Below are 18,624 nucleotides of genomic sequence, written 5' to 3' on the forward strand. Positions count from 1 at the left end.
AATCTATTACGCCTAAAATCTATAACTCGATCATCACTCCGATACTTGGGAGAAGCGTTCCTGTAAGACGTTCTATCGGTCTTAATTCGTACCGTTGTTCATATATGGGAGCTTCCGGGTTGATAATTTTACCCGTTTTGATATATACGTCTTGCTCTTTGTATTTGGAATTCAATATGTTTTGGATGTCGATATAGGCTCCAAGCATGATCTTTTTGAAGTAAAATGTTTTATCGATACGGATATCTAACTGCGTGAATGGCTTGAGCCGTTCGCTGTTAAACCGGCTGTAATCATAGTATAGCCCGTTATTAGCGTCCCAAGCTTCTACATAACTACTCTTTTCTACATCGTAAGGCGTATAGGGAGCGCCTCCTACTACCCGGAACTTGGCGCCTACGTCCCAGTTCTTGGGTAAAGAATAAGTCCCGCTAAACGTGAACAGATGCTTATTGTCCCAAGCCGAGGGAAGATAAGTGTCCATATTTCTCCCATCCTTGAATTCGCTTCTTACCAAAGTGTAGGACGCGATGAAAGTAAGCCCTTTATAATTATACCAACGTCCCATGATCTCAAGCCCATAAGCTCGCCCTGTAGCGGTAGACGATACGGCCTCATTTCCCAAGACACCATAGTCCGTACCTTTCGACGCGAGTGGGATACTGTCGAGTATGGACATCGGATAACGATCATAATGTTTATAGAATCCTTCGGCCGTGAATTTCAAGTATGAGGTAGGACGGTATTCCAAGCCTAATCCGGCTTGGTCGCTTCGGATATAGCTTAAATGATTTGTCCGGTTTACATAATTACCTTCATTATCCTTGAATCCCAATGTCGTATAAGGAGGAAGCTCGTAGTAGCGTCCGATATTCGCGTTTATATAAAGCGGATCGGACAAGCGGTAGGATAAGGATAGGCGAGGAGATAACTGATCTAACAAATTATTCATATCCGAGGAATAATTGTTTGCGTCCGCACGAACACCTAAAGAGGCGGTAAACCGCTCGTTATAACTCTCATAAATAGCCGTGGCATAGATACCCCACTTCCATATGCCAAGGTCTGTTTGATATACGATGGTACGGGGGATAGAGGTAAATTGCTTTTGATAGGTGTCATTCGTGTATTGGGCGTATTCGATGTTTCCTCCGACATTCAATTGAATGAATGGTAAGCGGAACGTGTTTTCCGTTCGGAACTTATTCTCGATCTCATCCGAACGGTAATTTAAGGAGAGATTCTCTTCCTTGCTTTCGTCATTGTCTTTGTATTTAATATTCTTATTGTTGGTCTGGCTACGGCTGATAATGACCGAGTAGAGATTTTTACCGGCGTAGTGTTTATAAACCGCTCCAAGGGTATACGTTTTTTGTTTTACGACCGGCAAGTAAGAGAGGATATATTGGTTTTTCTCGCTCATGTCTTCCATTCCTGTATTCAGCTTCATATCATCGATCGCCCCTAATCCGAGAACTGTAAGCTCATTCTTGGGGTTGAAGGAGTGCTTAATCTTGAATTGGGCATCCGTGAAAGTAGGTAAGAACGGCAAGCCGATCATATCGAAAAGGAATTGAAGGTAAGAGCGACGAACAGACACTTGGAAAGTGGTCTTTTTTCCTAGCGGTCCATTAGCGGACACACCGATATCTGAGGCTCCTAGGACTCCTCGCAATGAGAATTTCTCCTTATTTCCATCTTGTAGTTTAAAATCCAATACCGAACTTAAAGCGTTTCCCTTGGATGCGGGGAATGCGGCCGAATAAAAGTTGACCTCCCGGATAAAATCGGGATTGATAATACCGACCGGACCTCCGGAGGCTCCTTGGGTAGAGAAATGGTTGATATTCGGTATCTCTACGCCATCCAAAAAGAAACGGTTTTCCGAGGGACCTCCTCCTCTTACCATCAAGTCGTTACGAAACGCTGCCGTGGACGCTACTCCGGGAAAGGTTTGTACTACCCGGGAGATGTCCCGGTTTCCTCCCGCGCTTTTCTCTATCTCCTTGAAACCGATTACACGGAGTCCTAGCGGACTTTCGGCGGTTTTACGGAACGGAGAGGCTACTACGCTAACCTCTTGCAGATTCTGGCTGGCTTCCTCTAGCTCGATCGGGAAGAATATATCTTTATTCGCTAGTCTGAATTCGGCGGTAACGAAGGGCTTATATCCCAGAAAGGAGGATTGGAGACGATAGCTTCCGGGTGATATGCCGGATATCTCGAATAATCCGGTGGAATCGGTGACCGCCCCTTGCGTCGTGTTCCATACCACTACGTTAGCGAAAGGTATCGGCTGTCCGCTTGACGCGTCTTTTACAACTCCCTTGATAGAGAAGGAGCGCTGTTGACCGATAGCGGCTTGTATGGTACATAATAAGAATAGTAAGAAGTAAAGATGGCGTCTATCCATATCTTATATCATTTACATCGGTAAAGGTACGAATTAATATTGAAAGAAATATACAAGATTGTTTGTACGTAAGAAAAGAATATGATAAATTTGTTGTATGCTATAATTGTGCAATTAAAAACAGATGATCTATGAAAAAGTGCTTAGAGATACCTATTGAAGAACAAGGAGTTCTTATGAGAAGACTGAATAAGGCGTCCATTCTTTCAAAAGATGAATATTTGGTGCCGGATGAGGATTTTACGAGAGCAATTTCGTTTGAGTCTTTTAAGGAAGGGGCGATTAATCATATCAAGAACCTTTACCGACAGAAATAATGAGAATTGTATTTTTACCCGAAGTCCTTGACTATTTTAATGATCTAACAACAATACTTTATGAGAGGGAGTATTTCGGTTTTGAGGAAACTGCGGTTAGATATGTAAATGAGTTGTTAGATGATATACGCACAACATTACCTTCAAAAGTCAGCAAGTTAGCACCCTCGTATTTCAATAGATATGGTAAAGGAATGCGCTATGCTACTTTCCGAAAGAATAAAGTGACACAGTGGTATGTGTTTTTTACAAAATATCAAGATGAAGGAGGAGTAGTCTATATGATCCGATACATAACAAATAACCATGTAAGTGCGCAATATTTATAATCAATAGAATGATGGAGAAAGAATTACAGATAACGGCAGATGGAAGCCATACGCTATATATTCCGGCGATGGATGAACATTATCATTCCGTGAACGGGGCGTTGCAGGAATCGAGACATATATTTATTGAGGCGGGATTGCATGTGCTGGAGAAAGACTTTATCCGAATCGTGGAAGTTGGCTTCGGTACAGGGCTGAACGCCTTCTTGACATTGAAGGATGTCGAGCTGTCTCAAGCACATCCTATTGATTATCGTACAGTGGAGTTATACCCGCTTCCTTTAGATACGATTCGTGCCTTGAATTATGGGGAGCTGATCTGGCCGGAGAGAAAAGAGTTATTCTTAGCCTTGCATGAGGCGGAGTGGAATACTCCCGTTTCAATCTCAGAGTGCTTTACACTTCATAAAATAGAAGGAAATAGTAACACCTGTGAACTACCGGATGATATCGATTTGATCTATTTCGACGCATTCGCACCCGAGAAACAACCGGAGATGTGGAATCAGGAAATCTATAATCGTTTGTATGCCCATACCGCACCGGGTGGGGTGATCGTAACCTATTGCGCAAAAGGAGAGGTACGCAGAGGTATGCAAGCGGCTGGTTTTGAGATGAGCCGTCTTCCCGGTCCTCCGGGCAAGCGACATATACTTAGGGGAATTAAAAATTGAGAATTGAAAGTTACAGAGCGTATTCCTCGGTATTTTCAATTCTCAATTCTCAATTTTCAATTATTAAAGTATTGCCTCGATCTTTTCTACGAACTTATCCTTAGCCGTAGCGCCTACTACTTTATCAACCATCTTACCGTCTTTGAAGAAAAGAACAGTAGGAATGTTGCGGATACCGAATTGTCCGACTACATCGTCATTCTCGTCAACGTTCATTTTACCGATCGTCACACGACCTTCGTATTCGGTTGCCAACTCATCAATGATAGGAGAAACCATGCGGCAAGGGCCACACCACTCTGCCCAAAAGTCAAGAACCATGGGCTTTCCGGAGTTAACCAACTCCTCGAAATTAGCGTCTGTAATTTGTAGTGCCATTTTGAATTACGTATTATTTAATTATGAATTATAATCTAATGATTGTTATGACGCCAAAAGTACAAATTCTTTCAGCGTCGTACAACTTTAACCATTAATTTTAAAATCGATATTCTCGTTCTCCTGTAAAAAGTCTACCAGCTCACGGGTCACGTTTAAGCGGATATTTTGGGAGAAGAGATTTAGGGAAATATTATGTTCCCCATCGACAACCTTAAAATATAACAGGCTATGGCCCGGATTGTTCTTGATCAATACCGAAAGCTCATTGATAGTCGGCTCGTCCAAATCATGGATCGGGACCGTGATACTGATTTTCTCGATCAGCTTGTCTTTCTCGTCTTGCAAAAGGTTGACGGTACCAATCTTGAAGTCCAGTTTATTGGGGTCCCAGCGGCTAGGCTCTACACGGGCTGTGATCAAGAGATACATCCCTATTTTACCATACTTGCTGTATTCGATATAATCCTGTCCAAAAAGAGGGATCTCGCCACTACCCGTAAAATCCTCGATCTTCAAGATTCCGTAAGGCTTTCCGTTCTTGGTCATTCCTTCCCGGAAACCGGTGACGATACCACCTAATAAAACCTCCCGGCCTTGTAAGGTTTCCCGCTCGTTAAGTTCTACCATGCCGGTATTACATACATACTTTAATATGATACGGTATTCATCCAACGGGTGGGCGGATAGGTAAATACCGACCAACTCCTTCTCTTTATTTAGGCGTTCGAGATCGCTCCAACGCTCGCATTGCGGGATCTCCGGTTTAGCGATGGCGATCAAGGCGTCTCCACCGAATAAAGAGTTGACTGCCGTGCTCTTATCCATCTGGTATTTGTTACCATAGCGAACCAAGGTATCCAAGAACAATTCCCCTTTTCCACTGTCGGTGAAGAACTGCTCACGCTGGATACCGAAGTTATCGAACGCTCCGGCCAAAGCCATGGACTCTATGTTTTTCTTATTGCAAGCGGTCAAGTTCACCCGTTCTACGAAATCGAAGATACTCTTGTACGGGCCGTTCTTCTTGCGTTCCTCTATGATATTTTGTACGGCTGACTCACCTACGCCTTTCACGGCGCCTAGCCCGAAGCGGATGTTCTTGTTCTTATCTACGCTGAACTTCAAGATAGACTCGTTCACGTCCGGTCCCAATACTTGAATACCCATCGCTTTACATTCATCCATGAACTTCGTGATATCCGTGATATTGGATAAGCTTCGGCTCAAGACGGCGGCCATATACTCGGACGGGAAGTTCGCTTTCAAGTAAGCGGTCTGATAAGCCACCCATGAATAACAAGTAGCGTGACTCTTGTTGAAAGCGTATGAGGCAAACTTCTCCCAGTCGGACCAGATCTTGTTTAAAGTATCCTCTTTATAGCCGTTGGCTTGACCACCAGCCATAAATTTAGACTTCAAATGGTTCATCTTCTCGATCAACTTCTTACCCATCGCCTTACGTAAGGCATCACTCTCACCACGCGTGAAGTTAGCGAGCAAACGGGATAGAAGCATGACCTGCTCCTGATAGACCGTAATACCGTACGTATCTTTTAGGTAGCGTTCCATGACGGGAATGTCGTACTTGATCTCTTCCTTACCCTGTTTACGGGCGATAAAAGAAGGGATGTAGTCCATTGGGCCCGGGCGATACAGGGCGTTCATGGCGATCAAGTCCTCGAATTTAGAAGGTTGCAACTCCTTCAAATACTTTTGCATACCGGCGGACTCGAACTGGAATGTACCGGTTGTCTTTCCGTCGCAATACAATTTATAAGTCTTGGGGTCCTCCAGACTGATATGGTCGATATCCAGATCATGTCCGGTAGTCAGTTTCACGTTCTCGATCGCTTCCTTGATGATGGACAAGGTCTTCAAGCCCAAGAAGTCCATCTTGATCAATCCGGTTTCCTCGATCACGGAACCCTCGTATTGGGTAACCAGCATCTCCTCGCCGGTATCCTTGTCTTTCGCCGTACTGACAGGTACGACATCCGATATATCATAACGTCCGATAATGACACCACAGGCGTGTACACCCGTGTTACGGACGTTGCCTTCCAGCATCTGGGCGTATTTCAAGGTATCCCGTGCCAGCGGGTCATTTCCGTTAGCCGCCTCTTTTAGTTCCGGCACATACTTGATGGCGTCGCCCAATTTGAACTTCTTCATGTCGGGGATCTTATCCGGAACCAATTTGGCTAACCGGTTCGATTCGGATAACGGTAATTTCTGTACCCGAGCGACATCCTTGATAGCAGACTTGGTAGCCATCGTACCATAAGTAATGATATGAGCCACACGCTCGGCACCGTATTTCTCCGTTACCCAGCGTAAGACCTCGCCACGGCCATCATCATCGAAGTCGGTATCGATATCGGGGAGGGAGATACGGTCCGGATTCAAGAAACGCTCGAACAGGAGGTCATATTTGATCGGATCGATCTTGGTGATCCCTAAGCAATAAGCTACGGCAGATCCGGCGGCCGAACCACGTCCCGGTCCTACGGATACACCGAGTTCCTCACGAGCGGCACGGATGAAATCTTGTACGATCAAGAAGTAGCCGGGGAAACCCATGGTCTTCATGATATGTAACTCGAAGTTCAGACGCTCCTTTACTTCATCGTTCAAGGGGTCTCCGTAAAGCTCCTTGGCTCCGTCGTATGTCAATTTCGCCAAATAGTCGGCTTCCAGCTTGATGCGGTATAGTTTGTCGTATCCACCTAATTTCTTGATTTTGGAGTGCGCCTCTTCCTCGCTTAATACGACATTACCGTTCTCGTCTCGGGTGAATTCCTCAAATAAATCATGCTCTGTCAATTTCTGACGGTAGGACTCCTCGGTACCGAACTCCTCGGGAATGGCGAAAGTCGGCATGATAGGACCGCTGTCGATGGAGTAGAATTCTATTTTGTCGGCTATCTCGAGCGTATTACTCAAAGCTTCGGGGATATCGGCGAAGATGGTGTTCATCTCGGCGGTTGTCTTCATCCATTCTTGCTTGGAGTAGCGCATACGCTTGGGGTCGTCCAAGTCTTTGCCGGTACTAAGGCAGATCAGGCGGTCGTGAGCCTCAGCGTCGTCGGCATTGACGAAATGGACGTCGTTGGTGGCGATTAGCTTGATATTATGTTTGTGAGCAAGTTCGATCAGTACCTTGTTCACCTCTTGTTGATGCGGGAAAATCGTGCAATCGGCGTTGGGGTCGTGTGTCTCGTGCCGTTGCATCTCAAGGTAATAGTCTTCTCCGAATAAGTTTTTGAACCATTTGATAGACTCCTCGGCCTTATCGATTCGTCCGTGCATGATATGCTGCGGGATCTCTCCACCTAAACAGGCGGAGCAGATGATCAGATCCTCATGGTATTTCTCCAACAATTCCTTGTCAATACGCGGACGTCCGTAGAATCCTTCCGTCCATGAGAGGGATACCATCTTGATCAGGTTCTTGTATCCGTTCTTATTTTTGGCCAGAACGATCAAGTGCCAGCCGCTACGGTCGTCTTGCGAGGCCAGCTTGCTATGCCTTCCGTTGCGAGCGCAATAACATTCGCACCCGATGATCGGCTTGAAGATGGAAGCTTTCGCTTCGGCGATTTGTTTTTGTAGTTCCGTTATCCTTTGTTGTTCCTCATCGGTTGGAGCATCCTTGGCCAGCAGCGGTTTTAGTTCTTTCTCAGAGTCCTTGATGATCCCGAGAGGTTTACTGTTCTTTTTGCTAACCTTATTGAAAAACTCCTTGATACCGAACATAACGCCATGGTCTGTTACGGCGATCGCACGCATTCCGTCTTTGTACGCTTTGTCGATCAACGCGTCGATGGATGCCTGTCCGTCCAGCAAGGAATACTGGGTATGTACGTGTAAATGAATAAACGGTTCCATATATATTAATGTATAGTCTGGTGCATATTGAAATGAGTGCATAAAGGTAGGAAATATTTTTAGTACGAGAGAGGTTGTTTTGCTTTTAAAAAAACACGTACGTCTTTTTCCGGAAACACGTACATGTTTTTGGAAAAAGACGTACGTGTTTTCTGAAGGATATAATGAGGTTATAATATGTGTGATTCTATAGAATCTATATGTTATATAAACAGATGTTGTATTGATATTTTGCTTGATATAAGCCGTATATCGTGACAGGAGGTTTTCGTGAGGTGCTCGAACTAGCAGATGGAAGATAGTTATGAATGGCGTTTTTCTGTGTGAAAAGCCGTTTTATACTGTACTTATGCTTGGAAAAAGCGAATCTCCGGGAGTTCTGTTTACAAAGTGTCATTTTGTTAGAACAAGGGAAACTAATATTCCGATCTATCGCAAAAGGTGATCTTACTTTTGTTGATTATTGGATGGTGTATTTATTAATGTACGCATGTACATTAAATAATAGAAGATAAAAATGATTGATTTAAACGATCGTTTAGATCTTGCGTTTTTAAAGAAGGAAAACGAGAGGTTCGTTTACGGAATCGGTTGTTTCGTAAAGGATAGGCTATCCTATTGATAAGAAAGCGAATAAGGGATGAAAAAAATAGCCCGGAAGGGTTGCAGAAGTCAAAGAAACGCGTACCTTTGCAAATGACTAATTAAAACGATCGTTTAGACTAGTCGTTTTCGGGTAAAACAAGGGTGCTAAACGACGGGATGGACTTTAATTAACACTATTATTAATATTAAATTTTGAATTTATGAACAAAAGGATTTTTACCTTGTTAACAGCTGGTTTACTGCTAGGTGGACCTGCTTTTAATGCTGCGTATGCCGCTACTGATCTTACGGCTAAGACCGTAATTTCCTATAGCGAGAATAAGACGGCTCTTGCTAATGGAATGAGCTTTTATCTAGGTGCGTCTGAGAGTGCATTGTTGAAGGTTACAGATGTTCTTACGACAAAGGACAAAAAGAAGGTTATTTCTTTTGGTGATGCTGATGGTAATGCAACTACAGGAGTCGTATTTACTATCCGTAATTATTCATCTAACTCTTTTGAGTTGTGGGCTAATGTTGGTGGTGTGGCTTATCAGGTAGTTACCGATAAAGACGGTAATGCGTTGACTGCCGCTACCGACAAGAATCTTTCTGAGTTGAATGCTAAGTTCGCTGTATCAGAGGGCAAGTTGAAATTCTCAGGTTTGTATACAGTAACTGTACCTACAAAAGAAGTAAAGACTGGCTTGAAAGCATTCTCTTGCTCAGAGGGTATTGATGCCGCTTATTTGAATGACTATAATTCAAATGGCACAACATTGTCATTCGATTATACAACGAATGAACTGGTTGGAAATTTGTTTGATAAGGTTGTTCCCGTATCATTTACGGATGAGGTTGCGGCAACTCAACCTTCTGATGAGAATAAGTTGGCTGCCGGTACTTATTTCGTGAAAGGTGATTCGAAGAAAGTTAAGGCATTTGTTAGTGCGGTAAATGCAGAGACTCCAGATAATGACGCAATCTTGACAGCGGCTCAAGAAATTACATTCTTAGCTTTAGATCCCTCTAATCGTTATGACATCAATGGTAAGCAAGACAATGAGGGATATGCTTTGTTTTGGATGAAGGGATCGGTTGCTACGGCCAACGCTGACTCTTGCTCTAACGCAAACTTTACGATTACGGCGAAAGACGTATTGAATGAGGATGGTAAATTGACGTTGACTGTTGATTATAAGAAAAAAGATCAAACAACAGCCGCGACGAAGGTTTACGTAGCTGCTGTTAAGCCATCTGTTTCTGATACGAAAACTTATGTTACTTCTGTTCTAATGTCAGGAACGAAATATTCCGCTATCCATCCTCAACTAGGTGAAAACTCTTACCTTGACGCTTCAGTATTGTTGAAGAAGAACATTGAGAATGTGGTTAATATCTACTTCACTAGCTCAACCAAGAGTGAGAATGATGAGGCTGATTCACAAACTGAGTACCATAAGTATTTGACAATAGATCCTGCTGATGGTTCAAGCTTAAGTGTCGCCGCTTATAATAGCGTAGATTTCACTATGCCGGTATCACAATGGATCGTTTCTGGCTTCAACGGCAAATATGAATTTACATTGACAAACCGTGAGACTGGTGATGATTTAGTATTACGTTTACAACCTAATGGTGCTGAAGGTGGCTATAAGGTAGTTAACGCTAAGTACAACGGCACTGATGTAACAATCGCCGCAAATAAGGGTGTAACAACAGCGTTAGCTTTAGCAAACAATACTTCCGTTAAGTTCAACACGATCGCTACGACTCGTACGGACGGATATAAGGTATTCACGGATACTCAGATCGCAGAAGGCTTTAAGATGACATTCAATGGTAAGGACGCGTTATTTGGAGAGAAAGCTCTTTACGCTATTGATGACAATGCTACTAAAACAATGAAGGCTTCAACCAAAGAGGAGAATTTAATCGTTCTTTATCCGGAAAGAATAAAGGGAGCGAAAGATCATTCTACTAAATCTCTGCAAGGTGTTGAGGATTATGTGATAAGCACAAATGCTTTCGCTTATTTGAATGATAAGGGAGAGGTTGTCATGAAGGCTGATGGCGATACATTGGTTGTTCCGACTTATGTTTTACGCTATACGGAAGCCAAAGGTGATGATGCTAAATATCTTGGCGCTGCCGCATCTAGAGATAAGGCTGCTGATGCCGCTACAGAGTTCGCTGTTGTTAAGAATGCCGCTGGCGCTTATTCTTTAGTTGCGGTGAGCGCTGTAACAGACGGTAAGCTTAGCTATGATGGCTCAACTGGTAGTAGTGCGAAAATGGCTAGCGTAAATACTACTTCTATGGCTATTACTTATGCGGCCAATCGTTACCAATCTGCTGATGATATTAATAAGACTTACGCTAACGTTGAGGTTTTGGACGCTAATCCGTTCAACCCGTCATTGGCCGCTAAACCTCGTCACGCTTCTTTCGACAATATGTTAGGCTCTATCAACTATCAGTTGAATAAGAATGGCTTCAACGAGGGCATCTTGTCCGCTGAAAGCATGATCTTCTGGTTAGATACAGCGGATAGCAAGGCTAAGACTCCGTCATTCTATATCTCTAAGGGTATTGAGGTGGCTGAAGGTGAGGAAAAACCGGCTGAGAGAATGTTCATGTTCAATCCGACAGATTCTTTGCATTATTTCGTTGAAGGTTCTGCGCAACAATATACGGACGAGAAATATTATTTGGAAGGTTCAGGCAAGTCTGAGACGAAGGTTATCTTCCGCCCGGCTATCCTTACGGGGGTTGATACAATCACTACTACCGTGAAAGGTGAGACCGTTAAGGTTGTTAAGGAGCTTAACGATGACAAGAGCGTGAAATCAACAGATCGATTGGATGCGTTCAAATTTAATATCACACTTGCGGAGGGAGATGATGAATATTTCGTTTCTTCTCAAAGAAAGGTCAAAGAGGGTGATGTTTATAAGACAGCTTATGTATATGCTTTGAATGGTATGTTAGGTTTAACAACAAATCCAGAAAAGGCAATGGTCTTCACGCTTGGCACAGAGGTTCCGACAGCCAACGAATCTATCGACGCAAAAGAATCTTCTATCGTAGTTGTAGCCGGTAACGGTGTCGTAACTATCCAAGGTGCCGCAGGCGAGACTGCTTACGTTCGTACTGTATTAGGCCAGACAGTTGCAGAGACAGTTCTTACTTCCGACAACGCTACTATCGCCGCTCCTGCTGGTGTAGTATTCGTAACGGTAGGTAACGAGACAGTGAAAGTAGCTGTAAAATAAGGATATTCAATAAAGGAATAATGAAATAAGATAATCAACAATTCCCGTGAGGGTTTCGATCCCAAGTAATCCGTGACGGATGAACAGGCGGGAGTTGGATTAATATTAATACTAAAGTAATAAATTAAGAGGTCCGTAAGTACCTCCGTGAGGATGGAGTACGGATAAAGAAACAAGTCTCCGGCAGGCGTAAGCTTTGCTGGGGACTTCGTATTTTGCGACCTTATTTATGTGTAACTAATGAAAAAAGAACTGTCTAATAACGTGAAAGATGGGGCCTTTTTGTATTTTTGCGGAAATTAGAAGTAATAGTAGTATCAAAAATAAGCTCAAACAATTAATGTCAAACTCAAAAATCTCAGCGGCCGCATTTGCGGACACAAAACCTCATTATGACCTTCTTGATGGATTGAGAGGTGTCGCAGCGTTAATGGTTATATTTTATCATGTATTCGAAGCCTTTGCTACGAGTCCCATTGATCAACAATTTAATCACGGTTATTTAGCCGTTGATTTCTTCTTTATCCTGTCCGGGTTCGTGATTGGTTATGCTTATGACGACCGGTGGAAAACCATGACGACAAAGGATTTTATCAAACGTCGATTGATCCGTTTGCATCCGATGGTTGTCCTTGGAGCCGTTTTGGGAGTTATCGCGTTTTGTATACAAGGGTGTGAGAAGTGGGATGGTACGCATGTCTCTATATCCATGGTGATGCTAGCTTTGCTTATCAACCTTTTTTTGATACCGGCTGTACCCGGTTCCGGGCCTGAGATCCGTGGAAATGGTGAGATGTTTCCTTTAAATGGCCCTAGTTGGTCTTTGTTCTTCGAGTATATCGGGAATATTATGTATGCCTTGTTTATTCGTCGGATGTCAACGAAGGCGCTTACGGCACTTATTGTCTTGGCGGGAATCGGATTGGCTTCGTTCGCTATATTCAATTTTTCCGGTGCGGGGCACCTAGGTGTGGGGTGGACGATGGAAGAGTACAATTTGATCGGTGGCTTTTTACGAGTGTTATTTTCTTTCTCGATGGGATTGTTGATGTCGCGCGTCTTTAAACCCATTCATGTCAAAGGTACTTTTTGGATCTGTAGCCTGGCGATCGTCGTTTTACTCTCCATGCCCTATGTCGGTAATGGTGAGACCTTATGGATGAACGGTATCTATGATTCCGTATGCGCGATCCTGATATTCCCTATGCTTGTTTATCTGGGGGCTTCCGGGAAGACAACCGATAAGCATTCCGCCCGTATCTGTAAATTCTTGGGAGATATCTCTTATCCTTTGTATATGGTACATTACCCTCTTATATACTTGTATTTTGGGTGGGTGAAGAAGGAGAACCTTACATTTGCCGAGGCGTGGCCGGAAGCATTGGCCTTGGTTCTAGGAAGTATAGCGCTGGCTTATATCAGTTTGAGGATATACGACGAGCCTGTCCGCAGGTACCTGACCAAACGTTTCTTGCGGGTACGCAAATAAGCCCGATTGGATAGCCTATAGGCTTGCCCCAGTACTTCGTAAGGAGTACTGGAATACTTTGATGAAAGTACCGAAGTACTTCCTACGTGGTACTGGGGTACTCCCGCCGGGAGTACTGGGCTGACTGTCGGGGGGGGCTCGCTGTTTTATCAATCTTTATCCGCTATACGATCTAAGAGGATAGACACATGTCTGCCGTCCATCAAGCCATGATGAGCCGTTACGGAGATAGGGAGCATCCGATGCCCGTTCTGCTCGATCAGCTTTCCGGTGGAGATACGGGTAGCGGAATCGCCTGTACGGAAAGAGGAAGCGTGTTTCATCTCCGTGAAGGCGATCCACGGAACCGGGGAGAAACGGACTAAGTCTTGCCGGTCTGATTCCCTATCTTTGCAAAGGCCTGTGAGAGCTTGCACACGTTCGATCTCTTTCTGTGCGTTTTGAAGGAACAGTTGCCTGTCCGGTGTATATTCGAAGAAGCCGAAGCCGAATGTACCGTCTTCCCGCCCGATCGTTGTTCCCACGTGGATTCGGTCGAAGCAGACAGGGATGTTGTCGATGATCCGGTACCGGAACTCTTCCACCTCATTAACGGCTGTCATAATCTTATGTAAGGAGTAGAGGAAAAAAGAGGCATGATCCGCTTTCGCCTCTTTATAGATGGAGGTCACGTCTATCTGGGTGGTCAGTCCAAAGAAAGGGTCGTCCATAGAACCGAAAAACAGGAAATGTTCTTTCCGGTTCCAATGCTCTAGGTCAATAGGATGCTTCATGATTCTTTATTTGTTGGGTTTACTATTTTGTGGAAAGCGATGCGTTCCGTACCATTCGCGATGTAAATGATACCGCATTGCTTGAAGCCATGCTTTTTCAATAAGTTTTGCATGACAATATTATCCCGGTGTGTATCGATACGGATATTATTGCAATGAGCGAATGCCCATTTTAGACATTCGGTCGAGATCCCCTTTTGCTTACCGTTGGAGGCCATGCGATGGATCACGGCATAAGGTTCATCGTTCAGCCATTCGCCTTCATAGATCTTTAGGTAAGTAGGGTCGATTCCCTCGATGTAACAAAAGGTCCCCACTAACTCGCCCTGCTCATTTTCGCATACGAAACTATGGCTGGCCTTGATCTCGTTGGAGATCAATTCCTCGGAAGGATATCCGTTGATCCATTGATTCCCGTTGCCATGCTCTTGCATGAACCTGCGTGCATAATTGTACATAGCCATTACCTCGGCCAGATCTTCTTGTCGTGTTTGTCTGATATTCATGATCGGTAGAAAAAGTTATCCCGCAAAAGTAGTATATTATTGTTATCTTTGCGAATCTAGTCGAAAAATATATAAACCAATTAAATCAAAATATCATGGAACCATTAAAAATTGCTACCGTGCAGTTCGAGACACGGGATAACGATAAAGTGTATAATCTTTCTATCATCCGGGAGATGTGCCGGAAAGCGTCGGTAGAGGGAGCGGATGTAGTGGCTTTTCACGAATGCTCGGTTTGTGGATATACGTTTGCCAAGGACTTGTCTCGCGAGGAATTGTTGGCTATTGCCGAACCGATCCCCACGGGGGAGAGTACGCAAGCCTTGATCGCCATCGCCAAAGAGTTTGGCGTCACGCTACTGGCCGGATTCTTTGAGCGGGATGGGGATCGTATCTATAAAGCGCAAGTTTGCGTGGATGGCAATGGCTTGAAGGCAAAGTACCGCAAGCTACATCCGTTTATTAATCCGAATATCTTGCCGGGCGATCAATATGTGGTTTTTGAGATCAAGGGATGGAAATGTGGCATATTGATTTGCTACGATAATAATATCATAGAGAATGTCCGTGCCACGGCCTTATTAGGGGCGGATATCATTTTCATGCCTCACGTGACAATGTGTACCCCTTCCCCTCGCCCCGGGGCTGGTTTGATAGATCCTGTGTTGTGGGAGAACCGGGCAAACGATCCGACTTCCTTGCGACAGGAGTTCGATGGCCTGAAGGGACGTGCTTGGCTTATGAAATGGCTTCCCGCTAGGGCGTACGACAATGCGGTATATGTGGTATTCTCCAATCCGATCGGGCGTGATTATAATGAGATCAAGAACGGTTGCTCGATGATTCTGGATCCTTTCGGCGATATCGTGGCGGAATGCCGTAAACTGGGTGATGATTTCATGATCGCTACGGCTATCCCTGAGAAATTGAGACAGGCTGGAGGATATCGTTACCGAAATGCCCGTCGTCCGGAACTTTATGCGGATATTATAGGCCAACCGCATGAGTCCAATCAAAAGGTAGCATGGTTAACAGAAACAACAAGTAGCAAATAAATAGTATGCAACAAACAACAATCTCTAAGTCACCTCGTGTAGAGGTGGTGGATGCGCTACGTGGATTCGCTGTCTTGGCAATCTTATTAGTGCATAATGTGGAACATTTTATCTATCCGGTCTATCCGGACCCGGCTACGCTGCCGGGATGGTTGAACGTATTGAATGAAGGCGTGTTTACGGTGGTATTCGCTTTGTTTGCCGGGAAATCGTATTCTATCTTTGCTTTGTTATTTGGTTTTACCTTTTATATACAGTATTCGAACCAGCAGGCGAAGGGAAAAGACTTCGGTTACCGCTTCCTTTGGAGATTACTGCTGTTGACGATCTTCGCTACGTTGAACGCCGCTTTTTATCCGGCAGGCGATGTTTTGCTGCTGTATGCGATCGTGGGCGTTGTTTTGTTTATCGTGCGTAAATGGAGCGATAAGGCTGTCTTGATAACGGCTATTATCTTTTTATTGCAGCCGGTGGAGTGGTATCATTATATCGCTAGCCTGTTTAATCCGGATTACCAATTACCCAATTTAGGAGTAGGGGAGATGTACTCAGAGATGGCGGAGCATACCAAGCGGGGGGATTTATGGAATTTCATCTGGCAGAACGTGACGTTAGGACAAAAGGCTAGTTTGCTCTGGGCTGTTGGTGCCGGCCGGTATGTACAGACCTGCGGGTTATTTATGCTGGGAATGTTGATCGGGCGCAAAAAGTTATTTATCCCCTCGGAGGAGAATTCCCGTTTTTGGATAAAGACCTTGATCATTACTGCGATCGCTTTCGGTCCTTTATACCAACTGAAAGTATTGTTGATGGATACGGCGGACAGCGCTATCGTGCGCCAGACGGCAGGTGTTGTGTTTGATATGTGGCAGAAATTCGCTTTTACGTTCGTATTGGTGGCTTCCTTTGTGTTACTGTATCAGCGCGAGGCCTTTAAGCGTTTTACCTCTATCTTACGCTCTTATGGAAAGATGAGCTTGACGAATTATGTGACACAATCTTTTGCTGGTGCGCTGGTCTATTTCCCGATCGGCTTGAATCTGGCTCCTTACTGCGGTTATACGGTCAGCATGTTCATCGGTATCGCCTTTTTCTTCTTGCAAGTACGCTTCTGTAAGTGGTGGGCTGAAAGACATAAACACGGACCGTTGGAAGGTCTTTGGCATAAGTGGACGTGGGTAGGTTCTAAATAAGGATCTGATTATCTGGTGAAATGAGATGGGGTATGTCCCGTCTCATTTCATTACAAACAGTACTCACTCCATAAAAGGTTTGGCATATTTAATCATTCCATGCACGTTCTTGAGTCCTTCCGGTGCCAACTCGACAACCATGCAATATTCGCTGGGGACATCGAATGGAAACTCAATGCCGAAATCAATCGCCCTTTTATATCCGAATCTCGGATAATAATCCTTATGTCCTAATAAGACGGCCGATTTATAGCCTAGCTCTCCAGCTCGCTTATGCGCTTCACGGATCAAAGCGCTACCAACGCCAATCCTTTGGTACTTCGGTACCACCGAAACCGGTGCTAGCCCAAGAGAGATCACGCTTTGGTCTTCTGATACGATTTCCACCTTACTCATCATGAGATGCCCTATGATTTCGCCGTTTAATTCAGCGACTAAGGAGAGCTCCGGAATATAAGCGTCCGTTTTTCGTAAACGTTCTACAAGGTACGGTTCGCTTTGATCACTGTCCTCCACGTCACGGAAAGCAAGTTCCACGACTTCCCTTACTGCTTGGAAGTCGTTCTCTTGCTCTTGTCTAATCTTGATTTCTTTATTCATATGTTGTGTATCACCGGTTATCGCTCAGACCCGTATCGTGAGTCCGTTTTTATCTTCTGCGTCGAACACTGCGTACCGGAGCGGATTTTTCTGCTTTCGGAGCCTTGACAGTGGGAGCTTTCTTTTCGGAGGCAGGCTCTTTGGTTGTAGTACCTTTTCCTCTTGCGGCGCTCTTTCTGGCTTTCTTCGCGGCTTTGCTGTCTACCGCTACTTGAGTCGTATCCGGTTGATACCAGAGTGATTTCTCAAAGCTGGTTAATTGACCTTCGATACGAGCTTGCTCGTTCTTTAAGGAATCCGGTGTCGGGCAATACGCCTGCAATGGCAGATTCATCAAGTTTTGGGTCTTGATGATATCCCCCTCGAACATCCGGCGACGGAAATAGTCATCCATCGTAAAAGTCATGGCGTTATTCATATTAGACGTCATGATGTATGAATTGCTGATATACGGACGTATATTCTCGTAAGGAAGCCAGAACATAGGCATGGTTGTCTCTCCCATATCACCTGTAGAGGTAAGGATCGGGCAAATCGCCAATATCTTGACATCAAAAGCGGAATTATTCTGGTCGAAATACCATGCTTCTTTTACATAGTAAGACCGTACGTCGGCTGCAGGTATATCGCTTTCATTGATTACGAAAGTCGGTTCCTCACCCGCTCTCCCCGGTATCTCCTCATAAAGGATGTAGAAGCGATCCAGCAAATCCTTGAAGTTGATCAAATGGGCTTCGTCAAACTCCTCGTATCCGTCCAGATACTCATAGGCCTTGATCTTGTTCTCACCTAAAAGCTGGAAGATTACGGAGAAAAGATTCATCTGTCCGTTCATCGGGCGGGTCGGGTAATAAAGCGGAGCGTTCTGTTCTTTCATCAAGTCCACCTGCCGGTAGATAATACGCATCCAGCGAGCGTTCCCGATCTCTTGCGTCAAACGCTCGTTCATATCTTGGGCCCGTACGGTCAGTTCGGGTAAACCGGTATCTTTCTTATCGTTTCTTTCCCCACGGCTGGCTTGAGGCGAACGGCGACGCGTTTGTTGTTGCTGCGTAGCATCGTTCTCTGCTTCTTCTTGCGCGTGAAGAGGCATCGCTGTTAAAAAAGTGGCGGCCAAAGCGGCTATGTAATACAGATGTTTCATAC

14 protein-coding genes are annotated in these 18,624 nt (G+C 44.6%); 7 read left to right on the plus strand and 7 right to left on the minus strand.

Features of this window, described 5'->3' with window-relative positions:
• Positions 1 to 19: 19 nt before the first annotated feature.
• Entirely contained in the window at positions 20 to 2,413 is a 2,394-nt protein-coding gene (locus tag DWX33_RS08575; protein ID WP_122380204.1) for a TonB-dependent receptor, read from the minus strand.
• A 131-nt stretch (positions 2,414 to 2,544) separates the two neighbouring features.
• On the opposite strand from DWX33_RS08575, the gene DWX33_RS08580 reads away from it, so the two are divergent.
• From DWX33_RS08580 to mnmD, 3 genes are read left to right on the plus strand one after another with little or no spacing between them, the layout of a single operon-like run.
• Entirely contained in the window at positions 2,545 to 2,730 is a 186-nt protein-coding gene (locus tag DWX33_RS08580; protein ID WP_122380205.1) for a type II toxin-antitoxin system Phd/YefM family antitoxin, read from the plus strand.
• A complete protein-coding gene (locus DWX33_RS08585; RefSeq protein ID WP_122380206.1) occupies positions 2,730 to 3,059 on the plus strand; it encodes a hypothetical protein in 330 nt (109 codons plus the stop codon). Before DWX33_RS08580 ends, DWX33_RS08585 begins: the two co-directional genes overlap by 1 nt.
• 11 nt (positions 3,060 to 3,070) lie before the next feature.
• Positions 3,071 to 3,733 carry a tRNA (5-methylaminomethyl-2-thiouridine)(34)-methyltransferase MnmD gene (gene mnmD / locus DWX33_RS08590; protein WP_122380224.1) on the plus strand — a complete coding sequence of 221 codons (663 nt, stop codon included), beginning with the start codon at positions 3,071 to 3,073 and terminating at the stop codon, positions 3,731 to 3,733.
• Positions 3,734 to 3,796: 63 nt separating this feature from the next.
• On the opposite strand, the gene trxA is transcribed toward mnmD, so the two are convergent.
• Positions 3,797 to 4,111 (minus strand): thioredoxin, encoded by a 315-nt coding sequence (gene trxA, locus DWX33_RS08595; RefSeq protein ID WP_122380207.1) that lies wholly within the window; start codon positions 4,109 to 4,111, stop codon positions 3,797 to 3,799.
• Positions 4,112 to 4,198: 87 nt separating this feature from the next.
• A complete protein-coding gene (gene dnaE, locus DWX33_RS08600) occupies positions 4,199 to 8,002 on the minus strand; it encodes a DNA polymerase III subunit alpha (RefSeq protein WP_122380225.1) in 3,804 nt (1,267 codons plus the stop codon).
• 806 nt (positions 8,003 to 8,808) lie between these two features.
• On the opposite strand from dnaE, the gene DWX33_RS23105 reads away from it, so the two are divergent.
• Positions 8,809 to 11,862 (plus strand): DUF6383 domain-containing protein, encoded by a 3,054-nt coding sequence (locus DWX33_RS23105; protein ID WP_122380208.1) that lies wholly within the window; start codon positions 8,809 to 8,811, stop codon positions 11,860 to 11,862.
• A 340-nt stretch (positions 11,863 to 12,202) separates the two neighbouring features.
• Entirely contained in the window at positions 12,203 to 13,351 is a 1,149-nt protein-coding gene (locus DWX33_RS08610) for an acyltransferase (RefSeq protein WP_122380209.1), read from the plus strand.
• 149 nt (positions 13,352 to 13,500) lie between these two features.
• Here DWX33_RS08610 and DWX33_RS08615 read toward each other — a convergent pair whose 3' ends face one another.
• Together DWX33_RS08615 and DWX33_RS08620 are read right to left on the minus strand one after the other, a co-directional pair.
• Positions 13,501 to 14,124 carry a chloramphenicol acetyltransferase gene (locus DWX33_RS08615; RefSeq protein WP_036618767.1) on the minus strand — a complete coding sequence of 208 codons (624 nt, stop codon included), beginning with the start codon at positions 14,122 to 14,124 and terminating at the stop codon, positions 13,501 to 13,503.
• A complete protein-coding gene (locus tag DWX33_RS08620; protein WP_122380210.1) occupies positions 14,121 to 14,630 on the minus strand; it encodes a GNAT family N-acetyltransferase in 510 nt (169 codons plus the stop codon). The genes DWX33_RS08615 and DWX33_RS08620 overlap by 4 nt, the downstream gene beginning before the upstream one ends.
• 95 nt (positions 14,631 to 14,725) lie before the next feature.
• Between DWX33_RS08620 and DWX33_RS08625 the strand changes: the two genes are divergently transcribed.
• Complete coding sequence (locus DWX33_RS08625) at positions 14,726 to 15,685, plus strand: nitrilase family protein (protein WP_122380211.1); 960 nt, start codon at positions 14,726 to 14,728, stop codon at positions 15,683 to 15,685.
• Between the two features lie 5 nt (positions 15,686 to 15,690).
• A complete protein-coding gene (locus DWX33_RS08630) occupies positions 15,691 to 16,878 on the plus strand; it encodes a DUF418 domain-containing protein (RefSeq protein WP_122380212.1) in 1,188 nt (395 codons plus the stop codon).
• 63 nt (positions 16,879 to 16,941) lie between these two features.
• Here DWX33_RS08630 and DWX33_RS08635 read toward each other — a convergent pair whose 3' ends face one another.
• Positions 16,942 to 17,478 (minus strand): GNAT family N-acetyltransferase, encoded by a 537-nt coding sequence (locus DWX33_RS08635; RefSeq protein ID WP_005863271.1) that lies wholly within the window; start codon positions 17,476 to 17,478, stop codon positions 16,942 to 16,944.
• A 49-nt stretch (positions 17,479 to 17,527) separates the two neighbouring features.
• Complete coding sequence (gene gldN, locus DWX33_RS08640) at positions 17,528 to 18,622, minus strand: gliding motility protein GldN (protein WP_005863269.1); 1,095 nt, start codon at positions 18,620 to 18,622, stop codon at positions 17,528 to 17,530.
• Between the last annotated feature and the right edge of the window lie 2 nt (positions 18,623 to 18,624).

This window comes from Parabacteroides sp. AF19-14 (assembly GCF_003635485.1).
Classification (GTDB): Bacteria; Bacteroidota; Bacteroidia; order Bacteroidales; family Tannerellaceae; genus Parabacteroides; species Parabacteroides distasonis.

Coding starts and splice junctions, on each gene's coding strand:
- DWX33_RS08615 (WP_036618767.1), bottom strand. CDS start 14,124: ATGAAGCATCCTATTGACCTAGAGCATTGGAACCGGAAAGAACATTTC.
- DWX33_RS08585 (WP_122380206.1), top strand. CDS start 2,730: ATGAGAATTGTATTTTTACCCGAAGTCCTTGACTATTTTAATGATCTA.
- DWX33_RS08630 (WP_122380212.1), top strand. CDS start 15,691: ATGCAACAAACAACAATCTCTAAGTCACCTCGTGTAGAGGTGGTGGAT.
- DWX33_RS23105 (WP_122380208.1), top strand. CDS start 8,809: ATGAACAAAAGGATTTTTACCTTGTTAACAGCTGGTTTACTGCTAGGT.
- DWX33_RS08580 (WP_122380205.1), top strand. CDS start 2,545: ATGAAAAAGTGCTTAGAGATACCTATTGAAGAACAAGGAGTTCTTATG.
- DWX33_RS08610 (WP_122380209.1), top strand. CDS start 12,203: ATGTCAAACTCAAAAATCTCAGCGGCCGCATTTGCGGACACAAAACCT.
- DWX33_RS08575 (WP_122380204.1), bottom strand. CDS start 2,413: ATGGATAGACGCCATCTTTACTTCTTACTATTCTTATTATGTACCATA.
- dnaE (WP_122380225.1), bottom strand. CDS start 8,002: ATGGAACCGTTTATTCATTTACACGTACATACCCAGTATTCCTTGCTG.
- DWX33_RS08625 (WP_122380211.1), top strand. CDS start 14,726: ATGGAACCATTAAAAATTGCTACCGTGCAGTTCGAGACACGGGATAAC.
- trxA (WP_122380207.1), bottom strand. CDS start 4,111: ATGGCACTACAAATTACAGACGCTAATTTCGAGGAGTTGGTTAACTCC.
- DWX33_RS08620 (WP_122380210.1), bottom strand. CDS start 14,630: ATGAATATCAGACAAACACGACAAGAAGATCTGGCCGAGGTAATGGCT.
- DWX33_RS08635 (WP_005863271.1), bottom strand. CDS start 17,478: ATGAATAAAGAAATCAAGATTAGACAAGAGCAAGAGAACGACTTCCAA.
- gldN (WP_005863269.1), bottom strand. CDS start 18,622: ATGAAACATCTGTATTACATAGCCGCTTTGGCCGCCACTTTTTTAACA.
- mnmD (WP_122380224.1), top strand. CDS start 3,071: ATGGAGAAAGAATTACAGATAACGGCAGATGGAAGCCATACGCTATAT.